The sequence below is a fragment of the Ferroglobus sp. genome (assembly GCF_015521575.1).
Taxonomy (GTDB): Archaea; Halobacteriota; Archaeoglobi; order Archaeoglobales; family Archaeoglobaceae; genus Ferroglobus.
In genome coordinates, this window is record NZ_WANY01000136.1 from 1 (window position 1) to 15,892 (window position 15,892).

At 43.5% G+C, this 15,892-nt stretch carries 18 protein-coding genes and 1 pseudogene; 7 read left to right on the forward strand and 12 right to left on the reverse strand.

What is annotated here, in order from left to right:
• The 3 genes and pseudogenes from F7C14_RS11115 to F7C14_RS05675 all read right to left on the reverse strand — a co-directional run.
• Positions 1–138, reverse strand: a pseudogene (locus F7C14_RS11115) (aquaporin); the annotation flags it as partial.
• Between the two features lies 1 nt (position 139).
• Positions 140–349 carry a DUF2180 family protein gene (locus tag F7C14_RS05670; protein WP_290900739.1) on the reverse strand — a complete coding sequence of 70 codons (210 nt, stop codon included), beginning with the start codon at positions 347–349 and terminating at the stop codon, positions 140–142.
• A 24-nt stretch (positions 350–373) separates the two neighbouring features.
• Positions 374–1,873 carry a DUF2193 domain-containing protein gene (locus tag F7C14_RS05675; RefSeq protein WP_290900741.1) on the reverse strand — a complete coding sequence of 500 codons (1,500 nt, stop codon included), beginning with the start codon at positions 1,871–1,873 and terminating at the stop codon, positions 374–376.
• Positions 1,874–1,996: 123 nt separating this feature from the next.
• Between F7C14_RS05675 and F7C14_RS05680 the strand changes: the two genes are divergently transcribed.
• The gene (locus F7C14_RS05680) at positions 1,997–2,623 is read left to right on the forward strand and encodes a helix-turn-helix domain-containing protein (RefSeq protein ID WP_290900743.1); all 627 of its coding nucleotides are present in this window, start codon (positions 1,997–1,999) and stop codon (positions 2,621–2,623) included.
• Here the strand turns inward: F7C14_RS05680 and F7C14_RS05685 are convergent, their stop codons facing one another.
• From F7C14_RS05685 to F7C14_RS05715, 7 genes are all read right to left on the reverse strand, one after another.
• The gene (locus F7C14_RS05685) at positions 2,624–3,034 is read right to left on the reverse strand and encodes a phosphate-starvation-inducible PsiE family protein (RefSeq protein ID WP_290900745.1); all 411 of its coding nucleotides are present in this window, start codon (positions 3,032–3,034) and stop codon (positions 2,624–2,626) included.
• Positions 3,035–3,069: 35 nt separating this feature from the next.
• Positions 3,070–3,474, reverse strand: a complete 405-nt coding sequence (locus tag F7C14_RS05690; RefSeq protein ID WP_290900747.1) for a cytochrome c-type biogenesis protein CcmH — start codon at positions 3,472–3,474, stop codon at positions 3,070–3,072.
• A complete protein-coding gene (locus F7C14_RS05695) occupies positions 3,471–5,417 on the reverse strand; it encodes a cytochrome c-type biogenesis CcmF C-terminal domain-containing protein (protein WP_290900749.1) in 1,947 nt (648 codons plus the stop codon). The genes F7C14_RS05690 and F7C14_RS05695 overlap by 4 nt, the downstream gene beginning before the upstream one ends.
• Positions 5,418–5,421: 4 nt before the next feature.
• Positions 5,422–5,805, reverse strand: coding sequence for a cytochrome c-type biogenesis protein CcmH (locus F7C14_RS05700; protein ID WP_290900751.1), 384 nt, complete (start codon positions 5,803–5,805; stop codon positions 5,422–5,424).
• A 37-nt stretch (positions 5,806–5,842) separates the two neighbouring features.
• Positions 5,843–6,208 (reverse strand): hypothetical protein, encoded by a 366-nt coding sequence (locus F7C14_RS05705; protein ID WP_290900753.1) that lies wholly within the window; start codon positions 6,206–6,208, stop codon positions 5,843–5,845.
• Positions 6,209–6,249: 41 nt separating this feature from the next.
• Positions 6,250–7,563, reverse strand: coding sequence for a PAS domain S-box protein (locus F7C14_RS05710; protein ID WP_290900755.1), 1,314 nt, complete (start codon positions 7,561–7,563; stop codon positions 6,250–6,252).
• 149 nt (positions 7,564–7,712) lie between these two features.
• The gene (locus F7C14_RS05715; protein WP_290900757.1) at positions 7,713–8,738 is read right to left on the reverse strand and encodes a PAS domain-containing sensor histidine kinase; all 1,026 of its coding nucleotides are present in this window, start codon (positions 8,736–8,738) and stop codon (positions 7,713–7,715) included.
• 172 nt (positions 8,739–8,910) lie between these two features.
• Here F7C14_RS05715 and F7C14_RS05720 point away from each other — a divergent pair, with 172 nt between their 5' ends.
• Positions 8,911–10,512, forward strand: coding sequence for a DUF2070 family protein (locus F7C14_RS05720; RefSeq protein ID WP_290900759.1), 1,602 nt, complete (start codon positions 8,911–8,913; stop codon positions 10,510–10,512).
• Positions 10,513–10,544: 32 nt separating this feature from the next.
• Positions 10,545–11,690 carry a DUF401 family protein gene (locus F7C14_RS05725; RefSeq protein ID WP_290900761.1) on the forward strand — a complete coding sequence of 382 codons (1,146 nt, stop codon included), beginning with the start codon at positions 10,545–10,547 and terminating at the stop codon, positions 11,688–11,690.
• On the opposite strand, the gene cbiB is transcribed toward F7C14_RS05725, so the two are convergent.
• Both cbiB and F7C14_RS05735 read right to left on the reverse strand, forming a co-directional pair.
• On the reverse strand, positions 11,620–12,456 hold the full coding sequence (gene cbiB / locus F7C14_RS05730; RefSeq protein ID WP_290900763.1) for an adenosylcobinamide-phosphate synthase CbiB: 837 nt from the start codon (positions 12,454–12,456) through the stop codon (positions 11,620–11,622). The two genes, F7C14_RS05725 and cbiB, sit on opposite strands and share 71 nt — an antisense overlap.
• Entirely contained in the window at positions 12,453–13,658 is a 1,206-nt protein-coding gene (locus F7C14_RS05735; RefSeq protein ID WP_290900765.1) for a dihydroorotase, read from the reverse strand. Before F7C14_RS05735 ends, cbiB begins: the two co-directional genes overlap by 4 nt.
• A 74-nt stretch (positions 13,659–13,732) precedes the next feature.
• On the opposite strand from F7C14_RS05735, the gene ftsZ reads away from it, so the two are divergent.
• From ftsZ to F7C14_RS05755, 4 genes are all read left to right on the forward strand, one after another.
• Positions 13,733–14,815 (forward strand): cell division protein FtsZ, encoded by a 1,083-nt coding sequence (ftsZ, locus tag F7C14_RS05740; protein WP_290900767.1) that lies wholly within the window; start codon positions 13,733–13,735, stop codon positions 14,813–14,815.
• A 33-nt stretch (positions 14,816–14,848) separates the two neighbouring features.
• Entirely contained in the window at positions 14,849–15,022 is a 174-nt protein-coding gene (locus tag F7C14_RS05745; protein WP_290900770.1) for a protein translocase SEC61 complex subunit gamma, read from the forward strand.
• On the forward strand, positions 15,019–15,474 hold the full coding sequence (locus F7C14_RS05750) for a transcription elongation factor Spt5 (RefSeq protein ID WP_012965846.1): 456 nt from the start codon (positions 15,019–15,021) through the stop codon (positions 15,472–15,474). Before F7C14_RS05745 ends, F7C14_RS05750 begins: the two co-directional genes overlap by 4 nt.
• Before the next feature lies 1 nt (position 15,475).
• Positions 15,476–15,892: 50S ribosomal protein L11 (locus F7C14_RS05755; RefSeq protein WP_290900774.1), on the forward strand; the 417-nt coding region annotated here is incomplete at its 3' end.

Consider the following 15,892-nt stretch of genomic DNA (forward strand, 5'->3'; position numbering starts at 1 on the left):
ACCTATGCCAATGTTGAATTCGTTGGGCTTTTGAGCGTTTTTGGCAATCATCAACGTGATTACAGCCGATCCCGCTCCGAAGAATACTAAAAGGGCTGTTCCCACAACCTCAGCCACAAACCTCTTGGCTAAACTCATTTCAACCCTCCCTGTAAGCTTCGTAGCAGATTACGCAAAGAATCCTCGGAATTGGCTTTTTCAGCTTTCTAGCCGGGAAAGGATAATCCCCTCTCCACAGCTCCACTTCCTCCCTCACCAAGTGATCCATGCAAACACCCATTCCGCAAACTATACAAATCGCAACAGCTTCCCTATCCTTTCCCTGCTCTGCACAAATGTAACACTTCAAATCTCCCACCCCAAAAAAATTTGATTAGACTGCCTCCTTCCACTGGCAGTATTGGTGTCTGACATCAATCATTGCCGCTGTAGCACAATCCTTGCACCTTCTTGCAGGAGCGTTTGGCGTGTCTTTGTGAAGAGCTATTACGTTTGTCATCATTGTAGCAGTAACCGGTTCGCTTGTGAGAAGGCAGGGATAGTCGGCTAATCTCATTAAAGCGGAAAATCTCACGCTTATCGCACAGCCCGGATACGTGTAGCGTTGAGGATTCATAAGGACTTCGTTCTTATGGATTGGATCAAGGTTTACTTCGAAGTTCCCCACCTTAACCTTTAACTTGCCACCACTACCGTTCTTAGCTCTCATTGCTTTATCAAGAAGCTTCCATCCCCTGTATATCATGTCCATGAAGTCGTGGTTGTGCAGCTCAGCTGCAGCGTCTCGAGAAGGGTAGAGCTGCACGAAGTTGTGGAATCTCTTAGTGAGGAGATCCACTATCATCGGAGCGGTGAATCCATCCAGTTCGAGAATGTACTCAGTAGCGACCGCTGTTGAACCAGTAGCAAGCCACAACGGGTGGAACTCGTTTTCAAATTTGCTCAGGTTTTCCCTCAAGCTTGCTTCCATAACCTCGCTGACAGCAATTATGACCGCCATCACCACATCGTCCTTGCACATGTTGTAAGTTGATTGAGATATGTGGTGGGCTATGTCTCCAACACAGTAAGCTGGAACCGTTATGATGTTTGCGTAATGCACCTCGTCGCTCAAAGCCTCTTTTACAGCTCCATCCATTCTCTTTTTGTACTCGCTCATGTATTTCCTCACGTCGAAGCTTTCGTGGTTTAGGCTATCCATAAGAGATGCCTGAGTTTCGGTCGGTTTGTCGTAGATGAACTTCAGCATTTCAATCTCCTTTTCCAGAGCTTCTTTCAGTGTAGCTCCTCTTTCAATTTCTTTAGCGAAAACGTCTCCAATTCCGTAGGAGGTGTTCATAGCCCAGGATTTTGCCGCTAAAATCGTCTCCTTATGCTCCCTCGGAATGTCCATTCCTTTTAGAATCTGATTTACCACGTTACTCGTGCTTCCCGGTACAAGAGCGAAGTCCACAACACATGTCGGTCCGTAAAAACCACCGTACCTCCTCACAACTTCCTTTCCTATCAAAGCCTCAGCTCTGCCTATCTCCTCTATAAACTTCTCCACGCTCTCCCTGAATTTTCCGTCTTCCTCGTAAAGTATTTCCAGAATTGCCGGAGTTTGGTAATGCTCGACAAACGGATCGTCCTCTGGCAAAACCGTCTTCGTAAGACTTCTCAAAATCTCGTAGTGGGAGTTCACCGAGTCCACGTGCAACCTTATTACCGCTTCGCTTTGCTCTCCAACAGCCTTCATTTTATTTACGGCATCCACGTACGCTTTCACGTCATCTACCAAAAATTCTCCTCCTCTATTCTTCTCCACAGTTTTCACATCAGCCCACTGGGCTTCTATTGCCTCATCAACCATTTTTTCCAAAACTTCCCTCATATGGCATTCACAAAATTATATTATTTTTGATAATAGATATACTATCTGGCGAACAAGTTTAACAATGAACGACGGATATTTCCACCTCCAACGCTAAATATAATGAGGTGGATATTTCCCATTATGTATATCGCAAAAGTGAAAGTTGCCCAGCCTACGTGCTCGTTGGCAAAAGCTACTGAAAACGGTAAAGTCACAATGGAACTCCTTGAGTACATTCTTTTAAGCGATGACGAAGCTTTGTTTCTTGGAAGAATTTCGAAAGTCGATGACCTTTCCGAATGCTTTAAAGTTATAGAAGCCCACGAGAGCACGAAGTTCTTTCAAATTCTTGAAAAAACTAAGACGAATCTCGATTTTCTGGCGGTTATAAAAGACACGACTGGGATAAAAGCCTTCGAGGATTCTTACTGCTTCGTTAAACCGCCAATAATAGTTGAAAACGGATGTAAAATTTACACCGTATACGCCCCAGACGTGAGGCAGTTGAAGATGGCTTACGAAAAGCTCAAAAACTTTGCGAGATGGGAAGTTTTGGAAGTAAGGAGCTTGGAGGAAAAAGTTAAGCTTACTGAAAAGCAGCATTACGTTTTAAAGACCGCCTACGAGATGGGATATTTTGATAAGAGAAGGAGAGCAACGCTTGTTGATATTGCCAACGCTATAAACCTCTCAAAAAGCACGGTCCATAAACACCTCCACGAGGGAATTCAGAAAATCGTGGAGAAGTACTTCAACGGTTTCGAATAGCTACCTCCTCTGGGGAGAATACATTATCGCAAGAGTTCTCGCAGCAGTAACTGAAAGTATAAGGACGGAAAAAGCAATTAGTGAAAGCCAGTCGAACTCTTTCGTGTAGAGAATTATGAACATCTCCCTCAAGATGAAAATTGCCGCAAGTTCAGCCATTAAGTAAAGTCTAACCCTTCTAAATTCAAGGTACTCGGTGAATATTCTCACGAGTTCTATCAAAACGAGAAAGGTCAGGATTTCAATCACTATCTTGTCGAACACCTCCTTACTTCCAGTTTGAATTAGAGTGTAAATCTGGGTGAGAATCCAGTATATGTAACCGATGAGAAGGAGCAGAACGATTACCGACATCGCAAAAACGAGAGATTCGTAGAGAATGTTCAGAAGTTTGTAACCTTTTGTGCGCATGTTCTTAGCTTGAGAAGAAGGGATAAAAAACTTAGCTATCTTTCCAAATACTCCTCGTCAACGTTAATCGTCTCGTCTGGGTCTCCGTACCACTTTCCTCCCCTTCTTTTGAGAAGAACGTAAACTATCGAAACTCCCGCTATTGTAATCGCCACCGGATAATACCATAAACCAAGAAAAACTCCCTCTTTCGGAGGATTTACGAGGACTTCTTTACCGTAGGTCGCCTGTAGCTCCGATATTATTTCTTCCTTGGTCATCCCTTTTGCAATCATCTCTCCTATTTCTTTCCTCATTCTTTCAGCTGTGGCACATTCACAGTTCTCAAGGACCTTTCCACAACCGCAAACGCACATAACGTCTTTTTCAACGTCATCTACCGTTAAAGCTGAGGAGATTGAAATTAGGAAAAAAATGAAGATGAGACTTCTAATTTTCATGCCGCGACACCTCTTTCGCTGAATACGTACTTGCTAACCAAACTCCTTGGGATTAGCGCAAATATCCCGCCGAAGGTCATTATCCAGCAACCGAGCCATATGAGGTTGACGAGCGGATTGATTTTAACTTCAAGGAAGATGTAATCTTTTCCTCCACCGTTAAATATTAAGTAAAGGTCTTTAAGAGGCTCGGAGTATATGTCGACTCTCCTTATCTCTTCCCTCCCCCTCGTTTTGTACTCCTCTATACCCGGAGTTAACACGGTCAATAGCGTATCACCCTTCCAAACTTCCACCTGAGCCGTCCAAACAGTTTTGAGAGGTGTGTCCTCGAACTTCAGTCCTCTGTACACCAACGTATACTCTCCGAAGTTCTTCGGCTGGTTTAACTCAAGCTTTACGTTCTCAAACGTCTGATCGTAAACGCTTCCGGCTACTCCAACAAAAACGAGCAATAAGCCAAGATGAACAGTATACCCTCCATATCTCCTCCTTCTTCTCAAAATTACCTTCAAGTAGCTCTTACTCTTGTACTCGTTACTAAAAGCGATCGTATCTTGAATGTACTGCTGAATGTGGGTTGTTAAAGAGAAGAAGAAAATCGCTAAAGCCAAAGCCATCTCAATTTTAAGTTTGAGGGCAAGCGACGCTGAAAGAGCGATCAAAAAAGCTAAGAAGGGAACTTTAAGCTTTTTCGCAAGATCTTTTCCAGCACTCCTCCTCCAAGGAAAGGCTATGCATAAGCCGAGGAGAATCATTAGAGCTATAGCAAGGGGCATTATGACTTGATTGTAGAAGGGAGGACCTATCGTTACCTTATAACCGGTTAACCCTTCACTTACCAGCGGGAATATCGTTCCCCAGAAAACGGTCATAGCGGAGGCTACAAGAATCAAATTGTTGAACAAGAACGTTGCTTCTTTCGATACCGGACTTTCAACGACGTCCTCACTTTTTATGTATCCTCTCTTCTCATAAATCAGCCATAGAGTTAAGACAAGAACTGCCAGCATGAACGAAACGAAGGGAGCAGTTAAACCGCTTTGCCCGAAAGCATGAACGCTGCTTATAACACCGCTCCTCGTTATGAACGTTCCGAGGATGACGAATTCGAAGGTTGCAAAAGCTAACAGAATGTTCCAGAGCTTCATGGCTCTCCTCGCTTCCTGAATCATAATGCTGTGCATCAAAGCAGAGAGGGTGAGCCAAGGAAGTAGCGAAGAATTCTCAACTGGATCCCAAGCCCAGTATCCACCCCAGCCGAGAACTTTGTAAGCCCATATCGCTCCCCAGAAAATTCCTTGTGTAAGCCAGATCCATGTAAATACGATCCACTTCCTCCCTCTAATCACCCATCTATCCTCGGCGAGGTAAACTCCAGCAATAGCTAAGGAGAAAACTACGGCAGCTCCAGCGTATCCCATGAACAAAGTAGGCGGATGCGCTACCATTTCCGGAGTTTGAAGGAGAGGGTTCAAACCGAGTCCGTCTTGGGGGAAAAAGTCCAGCTCCTCAAAGGGATTTGCGACCGTCGAAAGAAGGAGGAGGAAGAAAGTTTGCACACCCATTATTCCCGCCATGGATAAAGCTGTCAAGGCATCTTTCCTTTCAAGCCTTAAGAAGGCAACGGAATATCCAGCAAGAATAGCTGCCCAGAGCAAAAGAGAGCCATCCGATCCCGCCCAGAAAGCGGTGAATTTGTAGAACGCTGGAAGGGCTCTGCTTGAGTAGGAAGCTACGTACTCCACTTTAAAATTGTCCGTGAGGAAGTAGTAGATGAGAATAAATGAAGCCAGAAAAGTGAAGAGAGCTGAAAGGTAAGCGCTTCTCTCTGCGTTTCTTAAAAGTTCCGAGTTCTTATTTTTAACTCCCAAGTAAAACGCTAAAAAGGAGAACGCAGCAGTCACCAACCCGGCAAAGACTGAAAAGTATCCAATATTCATTCCCTCACCTCTTTTTAACTTTCCAATCTTCAGACTTCCTTGAAGACTTCCCTATAGCGTAAGCTATCGCAGCAGTCACACCAATTCCGGCTAAGTAAAGATACAAAGTTTCGTCACTTTTCGATCTCGCAACCTCCTCATTCCTTACGAGGATGTTCGCCCCGTAAATTTTCACGTATTCACTCAAAACATCTTCCGGCTTGGAACCAGCAAGAATTTTTCCCTGAATGTCCTTCTTTACTTCCGTTGCGGTTTCACAGTGGCAGTTTGCAAGAATTTCTCCACATCCGCATGGACAGTAGATTAACTCCTCAACGCTTTTCCCGCTTATTTGAGCTGAAACGGGAGATATTAGCAGTGCAGTGAGGATCATCACCGCTATTTTCATGCTGCCACCTATTTTTCAACTACTGTAAAAAAGGTATTTAAGACTTTCTCTTCATCAAATACAAAATTATTATTGCTAATAGAAGAAGAGAGGTAAATCCAGGAGCTTTCTTTCCCGGATAGGAGTTTTTATCTCCCGGCATCGTTCCGTTGAGCAACTCCTCTATATTTGAAAATCTGTCCCCGTCGCTGTCGAGCTGCATCAACTCCGGGGTTAAGCTCCCTATCTGAGCGTAGTCCCTGCCGAAAGGATTTAGTCCTCCGTACCCCGAGCTTTGGACGTGACATAACGTGCACTTCTTAACTTTGTCGCTGAAGTTTTTGAAATCTTTCATGTATTCCGGTCTGGCAGAGACATTTGCGATTAAAAGCAAAATTAAAACCACAGTAACCATTTTCTTCATCAGATGTAGAGTTGACTCAAGGATATTTAAAAATTCCGATTTCAGAGATAGCGCCTCAGGAATTCCCTAACCTTCTCCGATTCGAGCCAACCTTCGTCAAGCTTTTTGACGATGTTTTTTATCCTTTCCACCTGCTCAATTATTTTTCTTCTAACCTCTTCGTCCTCCACTTTTTCTTCAGCAAGCCCCAATATTGCCATGAGCGGATTTTTTATCTCATCGACAAGAATTGCAAATTTGTAAATGTTGTCCTCAATCTGTCTGTACGCCTTTCTTTTCGCCTCCTCAAGTTCAAGTGCTTTTATCGCAAAAGCTATGTCGTTAGCCAACACATCAAGCATCTGCAATTCCTCCTCGTCAAGCTTCTGCGTTCGGTCGAGACAAGTTACCAAAACGCCCTTGAGTTCACCGTCAGCAATCATTGGAAACGCCGCTTTTACTTTTCCGCAGACTTCGCACGTTTCGAATACTGTCTCTCCCTCTTTCGCAACCTTTTCAGCGAAATTGCAAATTTCAAAATCTTTTCCGCAGTTTTTAACCAATCCCTCCTCTCTCAGCCATATGGAAACCGCCGGGAAAAACATCGTAAGTTCATTACAAACGTTGTTGAGCAAACTTTCCCTGTCTTTTGCGTGGACTATCACTTTCCCAACGTTGTTTATGACCCTCAAAAGGTTTTCGAGGGTTACCGTCTCCGTTACATCTCTCGCAGATATTATTCCGATTCTCTCTTCGAAGGAGATAACTTTCCCTACCGCCTCAATCCATACGTACTCTCCATCCTTCCTTTTAACTCTACAGATAGCTTTACCAACCCCCTTATTTACTATTTCTTGAAAAATTTTCTTCACTGCCGTGAGATCTTCTGGATGGACGAACTCAAAAACGCTTTTTTCAACAACCTCTTCCACGTTGTAGCCGAGAACGAACGTTAGAGAGGGGGACACGTAGTGGATTTTTCCATCAAAGTCAACAAGAGCGATGACATCTCTAACGTTGTTCACGATTAGTTCGCGAAGTCTCTCCTTTCTCATTTCTTCAGTTATTTCCTCGATAAATATCACCAAGTACTCCTCTCCCCTTACTTTAACCTTTTCCGAAAAAGCAAAGACTTGCAAACTTTTTGAACCTACTTTTACTTCAGCCATCTTCTCGCCTTTAAATATCACATCGAATAATTCTCCCGCACCGATGTTCTCGAAAACGGTTTTCAAGTTTTTCCCAAGAACATCTTCCATTTTCGTATTAAAGAGGTTTTCCGCCGTTTTATTCCAAAAGATAACGTTGTAACTGGAATCGACAATAATAACCCCCAGAATAGGGAGGGTTACTCGTGTTGATTCCAGATTTGTCATAATAATTCCTCCAAAAATTTTTAGTAGAATTTCTTTACCGCTCGGAATTTAAATTTTTCTTCAGAAATAGTATAAAATTCGAAATAATATATTTTTCTATATATATATATCTACATCACTTTCCGCACGTGAAAAGTTTAAAATAGAGACTAATTCTTTTGGGAACACTTGTTCGCTCTTCTAAGCTTTATCAAAAACCGTGCACCATCGGAGTTGTCAAGGAGCTTTATTTCTCCCCCGCACATCTCTACGATGTGCTTCGTTATGAACAATCCAATTCCGGTACCACCGCTAACCCCGTAACTGAAACCCTCCTCGAATATTTTCTCCCTGATCTCCTCCGGAATTCCTGTTCCGTTATCCGAAACTACGATCTCGCACCATTCCTCGGAACACTTCATCTCCACGGTAATTTTTGTAGCTTTTCCGTGCTTTATCGAGTTAGAGAATAGGTTTTCAAAAACCGATCCCAAAGCTTCACTCGCCCATACTTCGCAGTCTCCAATCACTTCTATATCAACGTTAAACTCTTTTGATACGTTTTCAACAACCTTCCTGACGCTTATTTTCTTCATTCTGAAAAACTTCTCTATGTCTTTCGTTTTCTTTAAAATGTCCACACCCCTCTCTGCAGCACTCCTCACTATTTTCACGAACTTCTCATCTCCAAGCTCATCTTTAATCTCAAGAGCGGAAATTATCGAGTTCAGCTGATTTATTACATCGTGCCTTATCATTTTCCCGACAAACTGTAAAATTTCGTTCGCTCCAGCTAAGAACTTCAGTCTGTCTTCCTCCATCTCCTCTCTGAGCTTTTTGCTCGTTATATCCCGCATTACAACGACGAACAACCATCGATTTCCGACTTTAAATGGATATGCACAGTACTCGTACCATCTGCCCTCTTCCTTCAGATAAACCTCCCTTTCAATTCCGACGAACCCCTTCGAAATGGACTCCTTCACGGGACATTCCAAAGCCGGTGCGTCAAGGTTATGCACCACTTTATAGCACTTCTCCCCTATAGCGTTTTCAAAATTTTCAACGAACTTCTCATTCACGTCTATAATCGTAAAATTCTGATCGACGACAAAAGCTGGATGGGGATAAGCGTTGAGGATCGCTTTTAAAATTTCAACATGCTCCCTTTTCAAGTCTGTGGAGGCGCTCCTCATCAGGTTCAGCTCCATTTTCATCATTTAACGTTACTGACTTCAGAACACTTTGTGAGACACAAAATTATGTTTATAAATCTATCGTCAGTACTCGTATATTTACAGATTTTAACTTTGATAAAAATAAAACTCACCCGAAATATTTAAGTCTTATCTCTCTTTTCATCAACAAATGATCGATCCAGAACTGCTCGAAAAGTTTTACACTAAGGTATTTTCAGTTCCGAAAAAGAGGATTACCGTCACCATCGCCCTCGTCACGATAGTCATAGCTTCCTACTTGAACGGAACGTCAAGTAAAATATTCTTCGTCGAAAGGTACTTTTTTGTGGGGCTTTCAATTCTGATCTCTCTCATGCTCGTCTCAAGGTTTTTGGTTTCGGCTTTCAACTCAAGGAGACTTTTCTTTTTAGCTCTCTTCTTTTTAATTTTCACGGAGTTCTTTGATTTCTTAGCTGTTCAAACTGGAAACGAGGAGATTATCGTCGTCGCTCCCGCTTCTTCAGCCTTTATAATCTCCACCGTTCTTTTCTTCACCTCAAAGAGGTTCAACTTCTTCGCTCCCCTCGCAATACTCCTCCTCGTATATCCCGCAGCATTCTTATTTTCCTACCAAGCGAATCACAGATTTTTAGCCTACCTCATAACATCTCTGGCTGGAGTCGGAATGTCCTTCCTCTTCTTAAAATACCTTGACAAAAAATTTGGAAGAGTCGAAATTCTACCTCTTTTCAAAAAATTCCTCTGGTACTGGCTTACAAACGATGAAGAGGAGCTTGAAAAGGAGTTCGAAAAGTACTCCAAGGACTTTGAAGGGAAGTACGTAAAGGTGAAAATTGGAGATGTGGTTTTGCATGCAGCAAACATCCATCCGGGACCTCTGAGAAATCTCGGGGGAAGTAAGCTCGTAAAAAGAGTAATGTCGAAGAAAAAGAACGTTTTTCTTCACGCAGCCTCTATGCACTCTGAAAATCCAGTTTCGGTGAAAGAAATGGAAAAACTCGTTGACAAAGAAAACTACGAGGACGTAAAAGCTAAAAAGCCTTACAGAATTGAAGGAAAGAGATTCTGGGTTAAGGTTTATCCTCTCTCAGACTTCAACTTGGTGATCGTTCATGGCAGGAATTACATGGACGATTTACCCTTCGAGCTTCAAACGGTTGCTGAGAAAGCTTATAAAAACTGCATTTTGATAGACTCCCACAGCTGTCACGGAAAGGAGTTGGGAGTCGAAGACATTCTCGAAATCGAGGAACTTTTCGAAGTTAGGGAAAGTGAAGAGGTTGAGCTTTTTTACTACTACGACGAGCTCTTCGTTGAGACCGAATCCATATGCAGTAAAGTAGCGGTATTACTTCTGAACTATTCCGGTGAAAAACACGCTATTATCGTTTTCGACTCAAACAACGTTTCTTGCCGTGTGAGAAATGAGTTGCTAAAGATTTTCAAGGAGAGGGGATACGATGCCGACATCCTCTCAACAGACAATCACGAGAAAACAGGTGTGTCGCCAAGGAAGAGCTATAAAGCAGTGGGAGAGGAAGAAAAATTCGTTTTCGAATTTTTAAAGAATGTTCTGGAGAATGCGAGTTTCGAAAAAGCAAATCCAAAAATTATGGTCGAAAATTTCAGAATTAAGGTGATGGGAAGAGAGTTTTTCGAAGATCTTGAAAGGGCTTTTAAAGACGTTGGAGAGAAGGCTATGTACCTCTTCTTTTTCTTGATGTTCCTCAATCCACTCTTAGCTTACACACTGGCGAGGATAATAATATAAGCTTTATATTCCGCACAGTTTTTCGCCTGAAAGTGACTCTGGAAACGCTTGCGATCTCTTTGATTGTAACATTCGCTCTGATAAGGTACAACATAAGCATTGCAGTATTAGCTGGAGCTTTGACACTCTCGATATTAAACGGCGGAAACCCCTTTACAGATGTGACAGCCAACCTGCTCGATTGGAGCGTGTGGAAGTTAATAGCGACAGTCGTTTTAGCTTTTACCCTTGGCTACAGCATGAAAACCTACGGTTTTCTTGAAAAAATTACTGAGTTCATGCTTTCGAACTTCGGCTACTACAGCTTGGCTATCATTCCGATGCTCATTGGCTTGCTTCCAATGCCCGGAGGTGCTTTGATCTCAGCGATAATGCTCGGAGATATCGTAAAAAAGTTTAAAATACCCGGTGAAAAAGCCACATTCGTTAATTACTGGTTCAGACACGTCTGGGTTACCATATGGCCCCTTTACCCGAACGTCATAATAGGGCTCGGTATTCTCGAAGTGGATTATGTTAACCTTGCCAAATCCACTTATCCAATTTTTATATTCTCGACTCTCTCAGGCTTTCTCCTCCTCGGAAAGGGAAGGCTCGAAAGAAAAAAAGCTAACAACTCGAACTTGTTCTACCTCTACCCGATTTTCCTACTCGCATTCCTAACACTAATCTTAAGGATCGACCTCCTAATTTCTCTTCTAATCGTAAACTTCGTCCTTGCCATTCATGCGAGAAAGCTTAATAAAATTCCGGGAATATTGAGAGAAACCATCGACTGGAAGATCCTCCTACTCGTTTTTTCGGTCATGCTCTACAAGAGGATTCTCGAAACTTACGGAATAGCAGAAAGATTTCTAACCGAAATAGAAGGTTACGTAAATCCGTACGTTGCGGCAGCTTTGCTCTCATTCCTTGTAGCTTTTTCCACGGGAATCGAAATGAGCTACTCCTCCATAGCTCTACCCCTCCTCACACCCTTCACCGGAGTCGGCAGTATTTATTACGACAGAGTTCTCATAACATTCCTCTACGGTTTCCTCGGAGTTATGATCTCTCCGCTTCACCTTTGCTACGTTTTAACCGCCGATTATTTCAAAAGCTCAATGCTCAAAACGTATAAGTACTTGCTAATCGCAGCACTGCTGACAGCAGTACTGCCTCTGCTGACAATCTTATGAAGACCCTCAAGCTTCTGTTCACATCTCCAATTTCCGGCTCTCTTCCGGCATCTATTACGTAGCTTCCAACCTTCGTGAGCTTTAACTTTAAATAGCAAGCCATAGCGGCTATGGAATGTCCGTTGAGCTTTGGATTCTTCTTAAAAGCGCAGTTCACAACTTTCGGAGAGTACAGCAGCGGAGAAATTCTTGAAGGAACAAAATTAAGAAGATCGTCGAGTTTAGCTGAAAAATAACCGAAGTCTTTGAACTTCTCATCTTTGTAACCTACCATAGCATCGCAAATGTTAACGGCTCTGTAAATCAAAGCTCCCCCAATCCCGAATAAGGCGTAGTAAAGAAGGGGAGCCAAAACTCCGTCGACAAAGTTTTCAGCCACGCTTTCTATTACCGCCGAAGAAAGTTTGGAATCGTTAAGAGACGAGACATCTCTGCTGACGATCTTCGCAACCTCCTCTCTAACAATCCTTCCATTCCGCAGGCAATTTCTTGCGTGCTCTACCATGCTTCTGATGGAAATGGAGGAATAGAGAAGGTAAGCCGCAAGAATTTCCCTTGCCGGAGAGGGAAGATGGTTCGGAAGAGTTGAAAGAAAAAAAGCGAAAGCGACGACGATCATTAAAGAAGCGAAGCCGAAAAGTTTCGTTTTCGGAAAAATTGAATAGAAAAACCCCATCAACTTTCCGAAAGCAACGCTCGGATGAACTTTTTCCGGAGGTTCGGATTTAATGGCTTCAAAGAGTAAAGCCAAAGGAAGCTCTATCATACTCTATAAACCCTTCCTATCCTTCCATCAAGAATTTCTCCTTTCTGCTTAACGAATTCCCCTCTTATAATAACTGTATGGGGAAATACTGCTGGAAAGTTCTCGTAGGGCGTCCATCCGCATTTGCTGTGGAGATGCTCTAATTTTACTTTCTGAAGTTCCGAAATGTCAAAAACTGCAAAGTTCGCGTAGTTTCCCTCCTTTATTTCCCCGTACCTTTCGAATCCGTATATTTTCGCCGGATTTTTAGCTATTTTATCGGTGAGATGGAAAACGTTTATCACCCCCTTAAAAACCAACCCCATCATCACCGGATACATCGTCTCGACTCCCGGATATCCACTCGCACCCTTCTCTTTCTCCTCAGTTAAATGGGGGGCGTGGTCGGAAGCGAGAACGTCTATTTTGTCGAAATTTTCAAGAAGAAAATTTCTGTCCTCTTCGCTCCTCAAAGGAGGGTTTACGTTCACGAAATTTCCAAGCCTTTCGTAATCCCTTTCGCTGAAGAGTAAATGATGGGGTGTGACTTCTGCCAAACCTCCCTCCCTTTTTATAATTTCAAAAGCCTCTTTCGTTGAAATGTGGCAGAAATAAAATTCCCCAATTTTCACGCATTTTTCAACAGCCACTATTTCAGCCTCCCTCTTTCTGTAAAGAAAATTAGGAATCTCGTTTCCCAGAACGAATTCCGGATCTTCCGCGTGAATGTTCAGCGGTAAATCTTTAGCCTTCCCTATTTCTTCGTAACCAACTTCCAAGCTCTCGTGCTGGAGGAAAACCTCACCGATTCTCGGATTGTATCCCTCCTTCTTCAACCCCTCGAAAATCTCTCTTATCCTCTCAGCATTTTTCCTCGTTAGAGCAAGGTTTAATGAGTAATCGACCCAACACTTTTTCTCAGCCTCCTTAACCCTCTTCAAATAAGTTTCGTAGCTTTCTATCGGAGGCTTCGTGTTCGGCTGATCGACCACCAAGCAAATTCCTCCGTTTAACGCCGCAAGAGTTCCGGTATCTATGCTCTCCTTGTGGCTCTCTTCAAAATCTCTCAGGTGAACGTGAGAATCTATCCCAGCCGGCATGATTAAACCCTTAAGCTTCTTCCCCGAAAGATCCTTCCTTATCTCTTTTATAATCCCGTTTTCGATTAAAATTCCAGCTTCGACGAGTCTGTCTGAAAGCAAAATTTTCCCTTCGATGATCATTAACTTGATTCTCAAACAAAAGTTTAAATAGTGTTTTGGGAAAGACTAAGTAAAAACCTGAGAGGAGGTTAAATATGGAATCAATTATTAAGAGCGCTCTCGAAAGGTCTGCAAAAGAAAAAGAGGTTGCAGAAAACGTTGAGGAGGAAATTCTTCAGTTGCTGCACGAATTAAAGACAGTAATAAAGGTTATCGGTGTTGGGGGAAGCGGTTGCAACACGATAACGAGACTCTACGAGGAGGGAATTGACGGAGCTGAGCTAATAGCGATAAACACCGACGTTCAGCATCTATATTACACGAAAGCTCATAGGAGGTTGTTGATAGGTAAGAAGAAGACTCGCGGACTTGGAGCTGGAAGTCTGCCCCAGATAGGAGAGGAGGCGGCAAGAGAGAACGAGGAGGACATAAGGAAGATTGTAGAAGGAGCAGATATGGTTTTCATCACCTGCGGACTTGGTGGTGGAACTGGAACTGGAGCTGCTCCGGTTGTAGCTGAAGCTGCTCAAGAGGCTGGAGCTTTAACAATATCCGTCGTTACCTTGCCCTTCACGGTGGAAGGAGCAGTGAGAATGTCCAATGCGGAAGCGGGATTGGAGAGGCTGAGAGAACACAGCGACACAGTAATTGTCATCCCAAACGACAGATTGCTTGATGTCGTTCCGAATTATCCGATAAATCTGGCTTTCAAAGTCGCCGACGAAATTTTAATGAGGGCTGTGAAGGGAATAACGGAACTGATTACCAAGCCCGCTCTCGTCAATTTAGACTTCGCCGATGTGAGAACTGTGATGGAGAAGGGCGGAGTGGCGATGATTGGACTTGGAGAGGCAAGCGGAGAGGACAAGGCTCTGGAGAGCGTTAGAAAGGCTTTAAAGAGCCCGCTTCTTGATGTGGACATAACCGGAGCGAAAGCCGCTTTAGTTAACGTCACCGGCGGTCCGGATATGACCATAGAGGAGGCGGAGAAAATAGTTGAGGAAATCTACACCAAAGTGGATCCGGATGCAAGGATCATCTGGGGGGCTATGGTAGATCCGGAACTTGAGGGAACTATAAGGACTCTGATAATAGTAACCGGAGTTAAATCGCCTCAGATTCTCGGAAGAAAGGGCGCTCCACCGGTAAAGAGGTTTGGAATCGATTTCGTGAAGTAAAGCTTAAAAACAATTCAACCCCTTCAATTTTCTATGCTAAGCAACACTATCAGAGAGTACATAAACATCCTCAAAATGACAAGGAAGCCGGATAAAGAGGAGTTCTGGACGACCACGAAGGTAGCTGTGGCTGTAATGTTCATCGTGGGCTTCATAGGTTTCGTGATCTACCTTCTCATGGATGTCCTTCCGGGGGCGTTGAGATGAGCAGATTTTTTGTTGTGAAAACCACGGCAAATCAGGAAAGGCTCGTGGCTAATATGATGTCGATGGTAGCTAAGAAAAACAAAGCTAACGTTTACTCCATTCTCGCTCCGAAAGAGCTCAAAGGCTATGTTATCGTCGAAGCAGAAAGCACGGAAGACCTCGTAAAGTCGATTAGAGGAGTCCCCCACGTGAAAGGGCTTGTAAGAGGTGAGGTTTCATTCAACGAGATCGAACACTTCCTAACCCCAAGAAAGGCTGCCGAGCAGATAAAAGAAGGATATACTGTTGAAATCATTTCCGGTCCTTTCAAGGGTGAGCTGGCTGTTGTTAAGAGAGTCGACGAGGCGAGGAATGAAATAACGGTTGAACTTATTGAAGCGGTCGTTTCGATCCCGATCACGGTTAAGGCTGATCATGTAAGAGTTGTTGACAAGAAAGAGGAGGTGGAGTGATATGGCTGTTCAGACTGTCGAGGTTTTGGTTCCGGGCGGAAAAGCAACTCCCGGTCCACCCTTAGGTCCAGCAATTGGTCCTCTTGGACTTAACGTAAAGCAAGTAGTTGACAAGATAAACGAAGCAACAAAGGAATTCGACGGGTTGCCAGTGCCTGTGAAGATAATAGTCCACGAGGACAGGAGCTTCGAGATAGAAGTCGGTGTTCCTCCCGTAAGCGCTCTGATAAAAAAGGAGTTGGGCATAGAAAAAGGTTCTTCAGCAACCAAAAGAGAGATCGTCGGAGATCTAAAGCTCGACCAAGTGATAAAGATAGCGAAGATAAAAAAGAGGCAGATGCTTGCTTACTCGCTTAAAGCTGCTGTCAAAGAAGTTCTCGGCACAGCTGTCTCCATGGGAGTGACGGTGGAAGGGAAG